This is a genomic window from Arthrobacter pascens (assembly GCF_030816475.1).
GTDB classification, from domain to species: domain Bacteria; phylum Actinomycetota; class Actinomycetes; order Actinomycetales; family Micrococcaceae; genus Arthrobacter; species Arthrobacter pascens_B.
In genome coordinates, this window is sequence record NZ_JAUSXF010000001.1 from 55,504 (window position 1) to 70,783 (window position 15,280).

13 protein-coding genes and 1 tRNA gene are annotated in these 15,280 nt (G+C 65.6%); 5 read left to right on the forward strand and 9 right to left on the reverse strand.

Annotated elements, in window-relative coordinates; translation table 11 throughout:
- The first annotated feature begins 109 nt into the window (after nucleotides 1–109).
- Nucleotides 110–1,573, forward strand: coding sequence for an amino acid permease (locus QFZ40_RS00240; RefSeq protein WP_306902159.1), 1,464 nt, complete (start codon nucleotides 110–112; stop codon nucleotides 1,571–1,573).
- Between the two features lie 471 nt (nucleotides 1,574–2,044).
- Complete coding sequence (locus QFZ40_RS00245) at nucleotides 2,045–5,551, forward strand: bifunctional proline dehydrogenase/L-glutamate gamma-semialdehyde dehydrogenase (protein ID WP_306902161.1); 3,507 nt, start codon at nucleotides 2,045–2,047, stop codon at nucleotides 5,549–5,551.
- Nucleotides 5,552–5,731: 180 nt separating this feature from the next.
- Here the strand turns inward: QFZ40_RS00245 and QFZ40_RS00250 are convergent, their stop codons facing one another.
- Both QFZ40_RS00250 and QFZ40_RS00255 read right to left on the reverse strand, forming a co-directional pair.
- On the reverse strand, nucleotides 5,732–6,046 hold the full coding sequence (locus tag QFZ40_RS00250; RefSeq protein ID WP_306902162.1) for a hypothetical protein: 315 nt from the start codon (nucleotides 6,044–6,046) through the stop codon (nucleotides 5,732–5,734).
- A 169-nt stretch (nucleotides 6,047–6,215) separates the two neighbouring features.
- Nucleotides 6,216–7,070, reverse strand: a complete 855-nt coding sequence (locus QFZ40_RS00255) for a LysR substrate-binding domain-containing protein (RefSeq protein ID WP_306902163.1) — start codon at nucleotides 7,068–7,070, stop codon at nucleotides 6,216–6,218.
- Nucleotides 7,071–7,246: 176 nt separating this feature from the next.
- Between QFZ40_RS00255 and QFZ40_RS00260 the strand changes: the two genes are divergently transcribed.
- Complete coding sequence (locus QFZ40_RS00260) at nucleotides 7,247–8,614, forward strand: MFS transporter (protein WP_306902164.1); 1,368 nt, start codon at nucleotides 7,247–7,249, stop codon at nucleotides 8,612–8,614.
- Between the two features lie 27 nt (nucleotides 8,615–8,641).
- Here QFZ40_RS00260 and QFZ40_RS00265 read toward each other — a convergent pair whose 3' ends face one another.
- The 4 genes from QFZ40_RS00265 to QFZ40_RS00280 form a co-directional block, all read right to left on the reverse strand.
- Entirely contained in the window at nucleotides 8,642–9,802 is a 1,161-nt protein-coding gene (locus QFZ40_RS00265) for a N(5)-(carboxyethyl)ornithine synthase (protein WP_306902165.1), read from the reverse strand.
- Nucleotides 9,799–9,939, reverse strand: a complete 141-nt coding sequence (locus tag QFZ40_RS00270; RefSeq protein ID WP_165478350.1) for a hypothetical protein — start codon at nucleotides 9,937–9,939, stop codon at nucleotides 9,799–9,801. Before QFZ40_RS00270 ends, QFZ40_RS00265 begins: the two co-directional genes overlap by 4 nt.
- Before the next feature lie 227 nt (nucleotides 9,940–10,166).
- Nucleotides 10,167–10,240: transfer RNA gene (locus QFZ40_RS00275), tRNA-Gly, on the reverse strand.
- A 32-nt stretch (nucleotides 10,241–10,272) separates the two neighbouring features.
- A complete protein-coding gene (locus tag QFZ40_RS00280; protein ID WP_306902167.1) occupies nucleotides 10,273–10,437 on the reverse strand; it encodes a hypothetical protein in 165 nt (54 codons plus the stop codon).
- 137 nt (nucleotides 10,438–10,574) lie between these two features.
- Here QFZ40_RS00280 and QFZ40_RS00285 point away from each other — a divergent pair, with 137 nt between their 5' ends.
- Entirely contained in the window at nucleotides 10,575–11,018 is a 444-nt protein-coding gene (locus tag QFZ40_RS00285; RefSeq protein ID WP_306902168.1) for an SRPBCC family protein, read from the forward strand.
- Nucleotides 11,019–11,044: 26 nt separating this feature from the next.
- Here the strand turns inward: QFZ40_RS00285 and QFZ40_RS00290 are convergent, their stop codons facing one another.
- Nucleotides 11,045–12,796 carry a CAP domain-containing protein gene (locus QFZ40_RS00290; protein WP_306902169.1) on the reverse strand — a complete coding sequence of 584 codons (1,752 nt, stop codon included), beginning with the start codon at nucleotides 12,794–12,796 and terminating at the stop codon, nucleotides 11,045–11,047.
- 119 nt (nucleotides 12,797–12,915) lie between these two features.
- Here QFZ40_RS00290 and dcd point away from each other — a divergent pair, with 119 nt between their 5' ends.
- The gene (dcd, locus tag QFZ40_RS00295) at nucleotides 12,916–13,491 is read left to right on the forward strand and encodes a dCTP deaminase (RefSeq protein WP_306902170.1); all 576 of its coding nucleotides are present in this window, start codon (nucleotides 12,916–12,918) and stop codon (nucleotides 13,489–13,491) included.
- Nucleotides 13,492–13,576: 85 nt separating this feature from the next.
- Here dcd and QFZ40_RS00300 read toward each other — a convergent pair whose 3' ends face one another.
- Together QFZ40_RS00300 and QFZ40_RS00305 are read right to left on the reverse strand one after the other, a co-directional pair.
- Nucleotides 13,577–14,758 carry a cation:proton antiporter gene (locus QFZ40_RS00300; protein WP_306902171.1) on the reverse strand — a complete coding sequence of 394 codons (1,182 nt, stop codon included), beginning with the start codon at nucleotides 14,756–14,758 and terminating at the stop codon, nucleotides 13,577–13,579.
- A gap of 5 nt (nucleotides 14,759–14,763) precedes the next feature.
- Nucleotides 14,764–15,246 (reverse strand): cation:proton antiporter regulatory subunit, encoded by a 483-nt coding sequence (locus tag QFZ40_RS00305; RefSeq protein ID WP_306902172.1) that lies wholly within the window; start codon nucleotides 15,244–15,246, stop codon nucleotides 14,764–14,766.
- Nucleotides 15,247–15,280: the final 34 nt, after the last annotated feature.

Sequence of the window (15,280 nt, forward strand, 5' to 3'; positions counted from 1 at the left end):
CTTTATCTAACGCAATCGGCCTTGCATACTGTTGGGGACAAGTTACCCACGTCACAGGCCGTTCCCGGGCGCGCCCGAGATGGCGCCGCACCCCAAGCAGGAGTTGCTGATGAGCACAAAAGATCTGTCCCAGTCGATCATGAGGCGCAAGCCCGTCGACGACATCGAGGAAGAAAGCAAACACAGCGGGCTGTTCAAGTCCCTGGGCCTGTGGCAGCTCACCGCCATCGGCGTGGGCGGCATCATCGGCGTCGGGATCTTTTCCCTCGCCGGACTGGTGGCCGCTGGCAGCGGAGACCATCCGGGGGTGGGTCCTGCGGTGCTGATCTCGTTCCTCATCGCCGGACTGGCCTCGGCGGCGGCAGCCCTGTCCTACGCAGAGTTCGCCGGCATGATCCCCCGCGCCGGCTCCGCATACACCTACGGCTATGTCGCCCTTGGCGAGGTGATCGGGTGGTTCATCGGCTGGGACCTGCTGCTCGAGTACATCGCCATTGTGGCTGTTGTTGCGATCGGTATCTCGGGCTACTTTGACGCCTTCCTGTCCGGAATCGGCATCCACATGCCAGCCTGGATGACCTCCACTGTCGATGAGGGCAAGGGGGGCGTCATCAACCTTCCCGCCATCCTGGTGTGCCTCCTGGTCACGTGGATCCTCTCCCGCGGCACCAAGGCGTTCGGCCGGTTCGAACTGGTGGCGGTGGCCATCAAGGTGGTCCTGATCCTCTTCATCATCGGCCTCGGCATCTTCTACATCGACACAAACAACTACAACCCGTTCATGCCCAGCGGCTTCGGACCGGTAGTGGCCGGCTCCGCCACCGTATTCTTCGCCGTCTTCGGCTATGACGCCATGAGCACCGCCGCAGAGGAAGCCAAGGACGGCAAGAAGCACATGCCGAAGGCCATCGTGCTCTCCCTCATCGTGGCGATGCTCCTCTACGTGGCCGCCACCCTGGTCCTGACCGGAATGCAGAACTACAAGGACATCGACCCCAAGGCCGGCTTCGCCTCCGCGTTCAGCAGCGTGGGCCTGCCAGTGATCGCCACGATCATTTCGGTCTTCGCAGTGCTGTCCATCCTCACCGTGATGCTGACCTTCCTGCTCGGAGTCACCCGGGTCTGGTTCTCCATGAGCCGCGACGGGCTCCTGCCCGGCTGGTTCGCCAAGACGGACCGGCACGGCACGCCGCAGCGCGTTACCTGGATTGCCGGCATCACGTCAGCTTTCCTGGCTGGAGTGTTCCCCATCAAGGAAGTGGCTGACCTGACCAACATCGGCATCCTCGCGGCGTTCGTCGTCGTCTGCCTTTCCGTGATCATCTTCCGCTACAAGAGGCCCGACACCCCCCGTACCTTCCGGCTTCCGCTGATGCCCCTGGTGCCGGCCTTCGGCATCCTGTCCTCGGGCTTCCTGATGACACAGCTTCCGTTTGCCACCTGGATGCGTTTCGTAGCCTGGCTCGTCATCGGCCTGGCCATCTATTTCTTCTACGGCCGTAAGCACTCGCTCATGAATCCCAATAGCCCGCGCCATGAAAAAGCTGTAGTGATGCAGAGCCCCGTCAGCTGACCCCCCAACCCTCCCGCAGATCCTGCAGGTCTTTTTGAGACGCTCCCGCAGATCCCGCATCAATCCAGCGAACCCTTCCGCGCATCATGTGCGGGAGGGTTCGCTTTTTGGGTGCGAAACGTGAGGAAGCGTCAGGGGAAAGGTGCGAAACGTGAGGAAGCGTCAGGGGAAAGGTGCGAAACGTGAGGAAGCGTCGGGGGGAAAGGTGCGAAACGTGAGGAAGCGTCGGGGGGAAAGGTGCGAAACGTGAGGGAGGGTTTGGGAGAAAGGTGCGAAACGTGAGGAAGCGTCGGGGGGAGAGGTGCGAAACGTGAGAGAGCGTTGGGGGAATTTATGAACGTTCGGACGGGAAAATAATACGTTGGGTTTTCTAACCTGTACTACTTAGAAAACATCGCTTTATCTTATGTGATGCCGGGCTCATACTGGTGAATAAGACCAGTACGCACAAGGGAAGAACGAGTACAAGCCATGACCAAAACTGCAATGGAGACCGGTGTTAACACGGGACCGGCTACCTCCACCGAACACTCAGATGTTCCCCAGGCGCAGGCCCTTGCGCAGGACACCATCAAGCTGGTGCGCCACTGGCTGACCGAGGCTTCGAAGGTGCCGGTCGATGCTTCGGCGGAACAGCTGGCGGGCGTCCTCAAGGACCCGAACGGCCTCGACTTCACCGTGGGGTTCGTGGACGGCGTCGTCCGCCCCGAAGACCTTCACGTCGCGGCCCGCAACCTTGCGGCCCTGGCCCCTAAAGTTCCGGCATTCCTCCCGTGGTACATGCGCAGCGCCGTCCGCGCCGGCGGCACCATGGCCCCCGTCCTTCCGCAGGTGGTCATCCCCGTCGCCCGCCGCATCCTCCGCGAAATGGTGGGCCACCTGATCGTGGACGCTACCGATGCCAAGCTCGGCCCGGCCATCGCGAAGATCCGCAAGGACGGCATCAAGCTCAACGTGAACCTCCTCGGCGAGGCAGTGCTGGGTGAGCATGAGGCAAACCGACGGCTCGAAGGCACCCACACCCTGCTCGGCCGCCCCGACGTGGACTACGTCTCCATCAAGGTGTCCTCCACCGTGGCCCCGCACTCTGCCTGGGGATTCGATGAAGCCGTGGAGCACGTCGTCGAAAAGCTCACCCCGCTCTTCGCCAAGGCCGCCTCCTTCCCCAAGGCCAAGTTCATCAACCTGGACATGGAGGAGTACAAGGACCTGGACATGACCATTGCGGTCTTCACCAGGATCCTGGACAAGCCCGAATTCAAGAACCTCGAGGCTGGCATCGTGCTGCAGGCCTACCTCCCGGATGCGCTCTCGGCCATGATCCGCCTCCAGGACTGGGCAGCAGCCCGACGTGCCGAAGGCGGCGCAGCCATCAAGGTGCGCGTGGTCAAGGGCGCCAACCTGCCCATGGAGCACGTGGAGGCTTCCCTTCACGGCTGGCCGCTGGCCACCTGGGACACCAAGCAGGATTCTGACACCAACTACAAGCGGGTCATCAACTACGCCCTGCACCCGGAACGCATCCGCAACATCAGGATCGGCGTGGCCGGCCACAACCTCTTCGACATCGCCTTCGCCTGGTTGCTGGCCAAACAGCGCGGCATCGCGGATACCGCACCTCAGAGTATCGAGTTCGAAATGCTCCTGGGGATGGCACAGGGCCAGGCCGAAGCCGTGAAGAAGGACGTCGGCTCGCTGCTGCTGTACACGCCGGTAGTGCACCCGGCCGAGTTCGACGTCGCCATTGCCTACCTGATCCGCCGCCTGGAAGAGGGCGCCAGCCAGGAAAACTTCATGTCCGCCGTCTTCGAGCTCAGCGAGAACGAAGCCCTTTTCGAGCGTGAGAAGCAGCGCTTCCTGGCCTCACTGGAACAGCTCGACGACGCCGTCCCCCCGGCGAACCGCCGGCAGAACCGTGCGCTTCCGGCAGCCCCGATGCCGCACGACCACTTTGAGAACACTCCGGATACCGATCCGTCCGTGCCCGCCAACCGGGACTGGGGCCGGGCCATGCTGGACCGCGTCCCGGCCTCCACCCTGGGTAACGCCTCCGTTGAGGCCGCCACCATCACCGACGCTGACACCCTCGACAGGGTGATCGGCACCGCCGTCGAAAAAGGCAAGGCCTGGGGCGCCATGTCCGGCGACGAACGCGCCGAGATCCTGCACCGTGCCGGCGAGGTGCTGGAAGCCCGCCGCGCCGACCTCCTTGAAGTGATGGCCAGTGAAACCGGCAAGACCATCGACCAGGGAGACCCCGAGGTCAGCGAGGCAGTGGACTTTGCGCATTACTACGCCGAGTCCGCCCGGAAGCTGGAAAAGGTCGACGGCGCCACGTTCGTCCCGGCGAGCCTCACCGTGGTCACCCCGCCGTGGAACTTCCCGGTCGCCATCCCCGCCGGGTCCACCCTCGCGGCACTCGCCGCCGGCTCCGCCGTCGTGATCAAACCTGCCAAGCAGGCCGCCCGCAGCGGCGCCGTCATGATCGAAGCCCTGTGGGAAGCCGGCGTGCCCCGCGACGTGCTGACCATGGTGCAGCTGGGCGAACGCGAACTCGGCCGGCAGCTGATCTCCCACCCGGCCGTGGACCGCGTGATCCTCACCGGCGGCTACGAGACCGCCGAACTGTTCCGCTCCTTCCGCAAAGACCTGCCGCTCCTGGCCGAGACAAGCGGCAAGAACGCCATCATCGTCACGCCCAGCGCCGACCTCGACCTGGCAGCGAAAGACGTGGCCTACTCCGCGTTCGGCCACGCCGGCCAGAAGTGCTCTGCCGCCTCGCTAGTGATCCTGGTCGGCTCGGTAGCCACATCCAGGCGGTTCCACAACCAGCTGATCGACGCCGTGACCTCGCTGAAGGTGGGCTACCCCGAGGATCCCACCAGCCAGATGGGCCCGATCATCGAGCCGGCCAACGGCAAGCTGCTGAACGCCCTCACCACCCTCGGCGAAGGCGAGAGCTGGGCGGTTGAGCCCAGGAAACTGGACGAAACCGGACGCCTCTGGAGCCCGGGCGTGCGCCACGGCGTCAGGCGCGGATCCTACTTCCACCTCACCGAGTTCTTCGGGCCGGTCCTTGGCGTCATGACCGCAAAGACCCTGGAGGAGGCCATCGCCATCCAGAACCAGATCGAGTACGGCCTCACGGCAGGACTTCACTCGCTGAGCCCGGACGAGCTCGGCGTCTGGCTGGACTCGATCCAGGCCGGCAACCTGTACGTCAACCGCGGCATTACCGGTGCCATCGTTCAGCGCCAGCCCTTCGGCGGCTGGAAGAAGTCGGCCGTCGGCGCCGGAACCAAGGCAGGAGGGCCCAACTACCTGGTCGGCCTGGGTGACTGGGTCAGCAGCACCAGCTCGGCCGGAACCCGGGTCACCAACCCCGGTGTCCGCCGGATCGTGAACGCGGCTGCCGACGCCCTGGAACCCGCCGAGCTGGAGCAGCTGCAGCGTTCGCTTGCCTCGGACGCCCAGGCCTGGTCTGACGAGTTCGGCACAGCCAAGGATGTCTCGGGACTCAGCGCGGAACGCAATGTCTTCCGCTACCGTCCGCTGCCTGTGACGGTCCGGCTCTCCGAAGGCGCCCCGCTGGCCTCCCTGGCGCGGACTGTGGCCGCAGGTATGGTGGCGGGCTCCGCCCTCACCGTCTCCACCGCCGTCGAACTTCCCGCCCAGCTGCGGGCCGTGTTCACCGGCCTGGATATCGACGTCACGGTGGAGTCCGACGCCGGGTGGCTGGCTTCGGCTGCACGGCTCGCCGCCAGCGGCAAGCTGTCCGGAGCCCGGATCCGGCTCATCGGAGGGGACGCCCGGGCGCTGGCGGAAGCAACGGACGGGCGTCCGGATCTGGCGGTCTACGCCCACCCGGTCACCGAGGCCGGGCGGGTGGAGCTGCTGCCGTTCCTTCACGAGCAGGCCATCAGCATCACAGCGCACCGCTTCGGCACGCCGAACCACCTCTCCGACGCACTCATCTAAGTCGCCCGCCTAAGTCGGGCCCGCCTACGACCCCCGGGCCTAAGCCAACGGGGGATAAAGAGCGGGGATACAGGAAGGCCTGGCGGCCACCCCAAGGGTGGCCGCCAGGCCTCTGTTGTGTTCTTGGTTTGTGGTTCAGTTGGCCGTGCTGGCTGCGCGGCGGTTAGAGACCTTCGGAAGTCAGCCCAGGTACCAGCCCGGGGGCGCCCAGGACATCGGAACGCTGTGGGCGGAAAAATCTTCGCAGCGGGTGCAGGTGTACGCGACCTCGCCAAGAGTCTTCACGCCTCCGTCACGCCGGAAGACTGGCGGGACATAGGACTCAAGGTAGATGAATTCGTCAGTGCCGCACTTTTCGCAGGTGGGCTTCCCGACGTACTCGGACTCGACGGTCGCGATGCCGGATCCGAGGCTGGAATGGCGGGTCAGCGGGCGCGCCGTATTCAGGGGGCGTGCATGTGCTGAGTGGATTTGGGTGTTCCTGGCTGTCGTCATTGGCTGCCTATCCCGAACACGCCGGCCCATGGGCTTGCAGGGCGCGCTCGTATGGTTGAACTGGCCCTCTGCTTGACCCATGGGAAATCAGCATAGTTTATGCGAGCTTCTTCTTCAATGGCTTTGCCGGCCCTCCGCTGCTGGCCCGGGCCGCGGCTTCCGGCGGCCGTCAATCTGACCGCTTCAGCGTCCTGCCCACAATTGCCTGGGTCAGGGCGTCGATCACCTCAGAGTTCGCCAGCGGATTGCGGATCAGGGTGAAATCGACGTCCCCTACCGGCGGAAGGTCGAACCGTCGGGTGATGATCCTGAGGTCCTCCGGCACCAGCGACGACGGCATCACGGCCACGCCGATCCCGGCCCGGACCGCCGCGAGGGCCCCGCTGATCTGCCGGGTAGTGCACGTGATCCGCCAGGTCCGGCCGTGTGACTCCAAGGCGTCAATGGCCAGCTTCCGGCTGAGACTGGGCGAAGGGTAGGCGATCAGCGGCACCGGATGGCCGGGTTCCAGCGACGTCTGCTCCTGGCCCACCCACGAGAAGGAATCGTGCTGCACCACTGTGCCGTCCTTGGCTCCGGCCACCCACTTCACAAACACCAGGTCCAGCTGGCCGGCATTGAGCTTCCTGTACAGCTGATCGCTCTGGCCGACCGTGAGCTCAAGGTTGATCTGGGGGTAAATCTGCCGGAACTCGCGCAGGATCCGGGGCAGGCCTGTGATGGCGAGGTCATCGGCCGTGCCGAAGCGCAGCCGGCCGCGCATGGCCGAACCGGAGAAATAGCGCGAGGCGGCATCGTGTGCGGAGAGGATAGTACGGGCGAACCCGGCCATGGCATCGCCGTTGTCCGTCAGCCGGACGTCCCGGGTGTCCCGGCTTATCAGGACACGCTTGGCCGCTGCCTCCAGTTTGCGGATGTGCTGGCTGATGGTTGGCTGCGCCAGCCCCAGCCGCTCGGCCGCTTTGGTGAAGCTCAGCGTTTCGGCTACCGCTAAGAAGGACCGGAGCTGGGTAGGTTCAAACACGGGGGACTCCATCTGCTGCCGGGCTTGTTGGTTCAGCTACGGCTGGTAGGCAGGCCGTGGCGGGCATCATTACGGATTGCAATGCTAGTTATAGGCACAATAGGCCTACATAATCGTGCGGCACCAGCTTAGCGTTAAGGGCATCCCGACCCGCCCGATAACTTGAGGACACCCCTGTGGCACCCCCACCGCCGTCGTCGGCCACCGTCAGCCAGCCCGTCATCGACTCCGCCTCCTCCCAGACCCAGCCCCTCGCCGTCGTGAGTGAACGTCTTCCCTGGAAGCACACGTTCATCTCCCTGAGGGTTCCCAACTTCCGCATCTTCGCCATCGGGCACTTTGTCGCCGTGATCGCCGTCTGGATGCAGCGCATCGCCCAGGACTGGATGGTCCTGGAGCTGTCCGGCTCGGTCACCGCCGTGGGCATCACCGTAGCGCTGCAGTTCATGCCGTCCCTCTTCCTGGGGCCATGGGCCGGAATGATGGCGGACAGGTTCGCCAAGCGGAAGATCCTGATCCTGTGCCAGTCCGTGGCCGGGGTCCTCGCGGCAGCACTCGCCACCCTGTCGCTGAGCGGCGTGGTTGAGGTCTGGCACGTGTACGCCATCGCCTTGGTGCTGGGCCTCGTCACGGTGCTGGACCAGCCAGCCAGGCAGGTGTTCGTTAACGAGCTCGTGGGACCGAAATACCTGCGCAACGCGATCAGCGTCAACTCCACCACGTTCCAGCTGGGCGGCCTGATCGGCCCGGCGCTGGCGGGGCTGCTCCTGACCGCCGTCGGAGCCGGCTGGGCCTTCGCCGCGAACGCCGTCGCCTGCTGCTCCACTGTCACCATGCTGCTCATCCTGCGCAGGGACCAGTTGTTCGTCAGCGCCCCGGCGCCCAAGCGGAAGGGCATGCTGCGGGAGGGGCTGCGGTACGCGCTGAGCAAACCCACGATTTACTGGCCATGGCTGATGGCAGGGTTCATCGCCGTGTTTTCCATGAGCCTCCCGGTCCTGCTGGCAGCCTATGCGGACCACGTGTTCGACGTCGGCGCCGGCGGGTACGGCCTGCTCAATGCCCTGGTTGCCCTCGGAGCCCTCACCGGCGCGGTCGCCTCCACGCGCCGGCGGCAGCTGCGGCTCCGGTCAGTGGTTTTTTGCGCCGGGATGTACGGGATCATGCTGTGCCTGGCGGCCCTGGCGCCGTCCATGGTGTGGTTCGGCGCTGTGATGGTCCTGTCCGGATTCTGGTGCCTGATGTTCCTTACGGGCTCCAACCAGCTGGTCCAGATCAGCTCCAACCTGGGGATACGCGGCCGGGTCATGAGCCTGTACATCATGGTGCTGATCGGCGGGCAGGCCATCGGCGGTCCCATGCTCGGCTGGATCGCCGAACACGCGGACCCGCACGTGGCACTGCTGGTGTCCGGCGGGGTGCCGGCGCTCGCTGCGCTGACGGTCGCCGTCGTACTTGCCCGGAAGTCCTCGTTGCTGCTCAAGGTGGACCTCAAGGACCGCCGGCATCCGGTGCGGATCGTCAGCCGGACTGCGGCAGCCTAGGGACCGCTCCTGAGCCGGTCCGAGAGCCTAGGCCGGCAGCGCGGCGTGCGGGTACGTGGCTTCGCGCTTCTGGAACTCCAGCACGTCCTTATTGAGGACCACGCCGTCGCGGATCTCAATGGCCCGCGAGATAGTCTCGTTCCCATCCCATGCCTCCGGACCGGAGACCACCACGTCCAGGAAGGGCAGCAGCGCCTGGCTGATCTCCCAGCTGGAGGAGTTCCAGAGATAGGACGGGCTGTGGTCCACCGCGTAGTGGCTGATGTGGTCGCCCACAGTAAACATGGGCTCGGCGAACGTGGTGGCGCGGGCCCAGCTGAAGCCCATGCCCTCGTCGCAGGAAACGTCAACGATCAGGCTGCCGGGGCTGAAGGCAGCGAGGTCTTCGGTCCGCAGGTACGTCAGCGGGTTATTGGGGTCCTGCAAGGTGCAGTTGACCACAATGTCGCTTTCGGCCAGGAACGGCGCCAGCGGAACCCGGCCCCGCTCGGTGATGACCTGGCTCAGGAAGGGGGCTTCGTCGTCGTGGTCAAACTGGACGATGTTGACCGAGTGAATCGGGGCGCCGACGGCGGCGACTCCCCGGTTGGTCAGCACCTGGACATCGTGGACGCCATGGGCATTGAGTGCGGTGACCGCGCCGCGGGCAGTGGCCCCGAACCCGATGACCACAGCGCTGAGGCGGCGACCGTAGTCGCCCGTGGAGCCGGTCAGCGCGAGGGCGTGAAGGACCGAGCAGTAGCCGGCCAGCTCGTTGTTCTTGTGGAAGACATGCAGCCCGAAGCCGCCGTCGCTGGCCCAGTGGTTCATGGCCTCGAAGGCAATCAGCGTGAGTTTCTTGTCGATGGCCAGCTGCGTGATGGCTCGATCCTGCACGCAGTGCGGCCAGCCCCAAAGGACCTGGCCGTCCCGCAGCTCAGCAAGGTCGGCCGTCTGCGGCTTGGGCAGAAGTACGACGTCGGCCTCCGCCACGAGGGTTTCCCTGCTCGCCAACCTGCCCACCAGCGTGGAGAGGTGGTCATCCGAGACGCCGAAGCGCTCACCGTAGCCGTGCTCCAGAATGATCCGCTGGCGCAGTTCCGGGGGAATGCGCTCAAAATGCAGGGGATGGATGGGGACGCGGCGTTCGTCCTGCTTCCGCGTGGACGCGAGGACGCCAAGGGTCAGCTGGTTCTGTTGGCCACTCACTTCTTTTTGGCGGCCTTGCTGGACGTGATGTCCAGGGAGCTCGCCGGGGCGGCAGCGGCCCTCTTGTCTGCACGCTTTTCCTTGATGGACTTGCCGGCTTTTTTGGATGCTGCTTGACGGGGGGACTTGTCAGCCATGATTGCTCCTGTAGCGGAACCGAATAGGTTCCTGACTTCCGACGATACACGGCGGCACCTAACCCGCCCTGGGCCGCGGCCGGTCCGTGGCAGCCGGTCGGCGGCAACGGGCGGGGGCGGAGTGGAGCGGGCGGCCAGGCAGGGACGGAATGCCGAGGAGCGTTTGAGGAACGACCGGGGACTGGCTGGGCTGGCGCGGCGGAGGGGACTTTTGCTGTCCGGCGGAGTGGAGCGGCTGACGGGAATCGAACCCGCGTCATCTGCTTGGGAAGCAGACGCACTACCATTGTGCTACAGCCGCGTGGCCCCCATTTGCCCGGGGCAGGATTTAGCTTAGCGCACATGCGCCCCTGCGCAGGCAACGACGCCCGGAGTGCGCACCGTGTCCACCGGCAGCCAACCACTGGACACCGGCCGCGCCACCACGGCAACTGCCGCGTCGCCTTCGGCAACAGATAATCCCGGCGACGCCGCAATCCCGCCAGGGGCCCGCGTCATCCAGTAACTCTTCAATAACGTCCCTGCCCGTGGCTAGGTCCGGGCGAGGAGCACTGGCTACTCTGAACCGGATAGCTGCGGTGTCAGGGGGAGGGGCGGGCTACAACGGCAGGCCCGACGTCAAGCAAAGGATTCCCATGGCATTCGCAGAGCACGAGGTCCTGATCCGCCGTGACGCCATGGCGGTGTACAGCTTCCTCATCGACGGCATGAACCTGCCGCAGTGGCGCGAAGGAATCCGCAGCATCCGCCTGGCCACCGGGGCGGCCGGCAGCAAGGGTGCCGTCTACCGGCAGACCCTGGCGGGCCGCTCGGGCAGGCCCATCCCGGCTGACTTCGAAATCACCCAGGCCCGGCCCGGCGCCGAGATCCAGTTCCAGGTCATCGCCGGTCCTGCAAAGCCTTCCGGCGGGTACTACCTCAGCACTGAGGAGTCGGGGACGCGGGTGCGCTTCGCCCTTGACTACCAGCCCAAGGGCCTGCTGGGGCTGATGAACGCCATGATCCAGCGGACCATGAAGGCCGAGGTGGCGCAGCTGGAGAGGCTCAGGGACATCCTGGAGCTCCAGCCGGCCTCGTAGGCTGCCGGGCCGGCTCGCCCGGCGCGCTACTGGGCCAGCCGCTGCCCGGACCAGCTCCCGGTGATATTCGACGGCGCCGCAAGGCTTCCGGCGGTCAGGTCCCAGTACTGCACCACGTCGTTGGCCCGTCGAAGGGCCACCCCGGTCGAGTTCAGGCCTGTGACATCCTTCAGTGGCCTGATGCCGGTGACATCCTGCCAGCCCGTGGCTACGGTGGGCCGGGCTTCGGCCCGCAGCGCAGTGGTGCCCCAGCCCCGATACAGCTGCACGGTGCCGTCGGCCTTCAGCGCCAGGACGTCCTGGAAGCCGTCGGCGTCGTAGTCAACCATCGCCAGCCTGCTGGCCGTAATTCCGGAAGCTATGGCGGTCCGCCGGGACATGTCGCCCAGCCCGGTGTTCGGATACAGGAAGAGGTTCCCCGACGAATCCAGCGCCAACACCTGGGGCAACCTGTTGTTGGCGCACCAGCCACCGACGGCCAGGGTCAGTGACGCCCAACCGGACTGGCCAAGCGTTACCGGTGCCTGGAAACCTCCGCCGGCAATGCCTGGATAGAGCGTCAACCGGCCGTCGGCCCACTGGGTCAGCAGGTCATAGGTTCCGTCGCGCTCCCAGTCGGTGATGAATACTTCCTTGGCCGTGCCAAACCCCGAGCCGATGACCTTGGCCGCGCCGTAGGTCCTGTTGCCTGTGGCGGGGCGGTTGATGAGCTGGCCTGAGGCGTTGATGGTCAGGAGGTCCGCGGCACTGTTGATGGCCGCATTGGCAAGGTCCAAAGTGGGCGGCATGTGCTTGACCGCGGGATCACAGAGGGTTGGCGGAGGCGGGGGCAGGGCGCCACCGCCGGCGGGGCTCCCACCGGGTGAGTTGACGGTCCCTGCCGGGAGGGTGGTGTAGCCGAAGAAGTCCACCACGCCCCAGATGCTGTAGAGGCTGTTGGTGTAGGAGATCCCGATGCCCATGACGTTGAAGCGAGGATCGAGCAGCATCGCGTTGTGCCCGGGAGAACCCTTCCACCATTCGACCAGCTGCGCCGCGTCGCGGTCCGTCCGGATGGCGATGACTTCACCCGCGCCATTGTTGGGGTTCAGGGCGCGCGGATCCGTCCAGAAACTAGCCCGGTGTTCGATCACTTCCCGGGAGGCAATGTTGTCGGACCACTCCTGGGCCAGGCTGGCCACCGTGGGGTGGTACTTGACCGGTGCCAGGCCCTTGGATGCACGGTATTCGTTGATTTTGGTGAATACCGTGAGGATCGCGGCCGAGTTGTTGTCCGGCACCAGGGCTTCCGTACCAGGAGCTAGGGTGGCGGGGGCTATTGTGGCGGGGGATTCCGTTGCAGGGTTCGTCGGGGCGGAACCGGCCGGGTTGTTCTTGGCCAGCTCGGAGTCGGGCGCCCACAGCGGCGGCACGGAAGGCGGCTCCGGTGCGGCAACTTCAGCTGGGTCCGGTGCGGGCGCTGCCGTAGCCGGCGCTGCTGCCGCTGGGGTTGCGGTGGGTTGCCCCGGGGAGGGTGAGGCGGGCGTGATTCCCGGCTCCACGGCCGGGCCAAGCGGTGATCCGGCGCCGCTGTCGGCACCTGCTGTGCTGCCGCCGTCGCCCGTTGTGGATGCCGGGCCCAAGGCCACGCTGCGGGGACCTGTCAGGTTTGCGGCCGGGCTGAGATCCTGGCCGGCAGGAAAGCCGGCTGTCGGGACCGCATGAAGGCCGGCGGCGGGGGAGGCGAGGGCAAGGACGCAAAGCACGACAACGACGGCGGGCGGCGCAAATTTTCTCACAGCAATCCCCAGCTCCCCAGCTAGTTGGGCCGACCGGGAGACCATCCGGCGGCTGTCATTCTGAGGCAACAGTAGCCCCGCTGAGCGGCGGCAACAATGCATGCGGTATTTTGGGAGGCGTGCTGATCTCTGATCGCGATATTCGCGCCGAAATAGATTCCCTACGGATCGTCCTCGAACCATACGATTCCGTGATGGTCCAGCCGTCGTCGGTGGATGTGCGGATCGACCGGTTCTTCCGGCTTTTTGACAACCACAAATACGCGCACATCGACCCCGCGGAGGAGCAGCCTGAACTGACGCGCCTGGTGGAGGTCGAGGCCGGCGAGCCTTTTATCCTGCACCCTGGCGAGTTTGTGCTCGGCTCCACCTATGAGACCGTCACGCTGCCGGATGACATCGCGGCACGCCTTGAAGGCAAGTCGTCGCTGGGCCGGCTCGGGCTGCTCACGCACTCCACGGCGGGTTTCATCGACCCCGGTTTCTCCGGCCACGTGACGCTGGAGCTCTCCAACATGGCCACCCTGCCCATCAAGTTGTGGCCGGGAATGAAAATCGGCCAGCTGTGCTTCTTCCGGCTGACTTCCGCCGCGGAACACCCTTATGGCTCGGGCCAATACGGCAACCGCTACCAGGGCCAGCGCGGACCGACAGCCAGCCGCAGCCACCTGAACTTCCACCGCACCGAGGTTTAGTCAGGTCCTCCTCGGCGCCGGGTGGGAATCCGGCACCGGACACAAAAAAGCTTGAGGCCGCGCCCCTCGACGACGCGGGCGGGACTTACGCCTGTGCGGGCACAGGGGCCGTCCGCGTGACCGACTGGAGCAGCGGCTCCACGTAGCGGGCAGCCACCGGTCCCAGGAAAGCCATGACCAGAACGTAGGCGGTGGCGAGGGCCGCCAACTCGGCGGGGACGACGCCCGACGCCACGGCCAGGCCGGCAATGACGATGGAAAACTCGCCGCGGGCAATGAGCGAAGCGCCGGCACGGAAACGGCCCCGGCGGGCGATTCCCGCACGCTTGGCGGCCCAGATGCCGGTAACCATTTTGGTGGCGGCCGTAATGACGGCCAGGACCAGAGCCCAGCCGAGGACCGGCGGGATGGTGGACGGATCGGTGTTGAGACCAAACGCCACAAAGAAGATGGCCGCAAAAAGGTCCCTCAGCGGCTCCAGGATCCTGGTGGCGTTATGGGCCGTGGCCCCGGAAATGGCGATGCCGAGCATGAAGGCCCCCACCGCGGCTGAGACCTGCATGGCCGAGGCTACCCCGGCGACCAGCAAGGCGGCTCCCAGCAGGTTGAGGAGGAAGACCTCCGAATTTTCGCTGTGCACGGCCTGGGATACCCGGTGGCCGTGCCGGAGCGCCACCATCAGGACCAGGGTGACCACCGCCAAGGAAATCCCCACCGTGGTCAGCCCGCCCAGGAAACCAACCCCGGCGAGCGTTGCAGTGAGGATGGGCAGGTAAAGTGCCATGGCCAGGTCTTCAAACACCAGGATGGACAGCACCACCGGAGTCTCGCGGTTGCCGATCCGGCCCAGATCCGTGATGACTTTGGCAGCGATGCCCGAGGAGGAAATGTAGGTGACGCCGCCCATCACCATGGCGCCGACTACACCCCAGCCCAGCAGGACAGCGAGGCCCGCCCCGGGGAGGAAGTTCAGGACCAGGTCAAGAACGCCCGCCTGCCACGATCGCCGCAGGCCGGTGACAAGTTCCGCCGCCGTATATTCCAAGCCGAGCATAAGCAGGAGCAGTATCACGCCGATTTCACCGGAGAGATGTGCGAACTCCTGCATACCTTCAAGCTTGACCATTCCGCCCGCGCCGAAGGCGAGGCCGCCTACGAGGTACAGGGGAATGGGGGACATCCCGATCCGTCCGGCAAGCCTGGCCAGGAGGCCGAGGCAGAACACAACGGCCCCCAGTTCAATGAGGGTCAGGGCCAGCCGGTCCATGCCGGTCAGCCGTTGCGCAGGATATCGGCGGCTGCGTCGAGCCCTTCTTGTGTTCCAACGGCGACGAGCAAGTCACCCGTGTGAAGGACGGCGTCGGGTCCCGGCGACGGGAGCACCTCGCCTTCACGCATGATCGCTACGATCGAGACACCGCAACGGGTGCGGATGCAGGCCTTACCCATCGGCTGGTTCTGGAACGGAGACTCCGGTGCGATGGAAAACTGCCGCGTCACGATGCCCGGGATCTCCTTGTGGGCTTCCGTCAGCGTCATCGCCAGGTGCTGCCCGCCCAGGAGGTTGCCCAGGGTGGCCGCCTCATCCCCGGTGAGGGGAATGGAGGCCTGGCATGTATCAGGGTCGTCCCACGTAGAGACGAAAAGTTCGGTCTGGCCTTCACGCAGCTCCACTACGCCGATGCGGCGGCCCGAAGCCGTCATGAAATCCTTCCGGCGGCCCAGGCCGGGGAGGTCCGTCTCGTCCACGTTCATACATCCAGCGTAGTCCGCCAAGGCCTTGACCGGG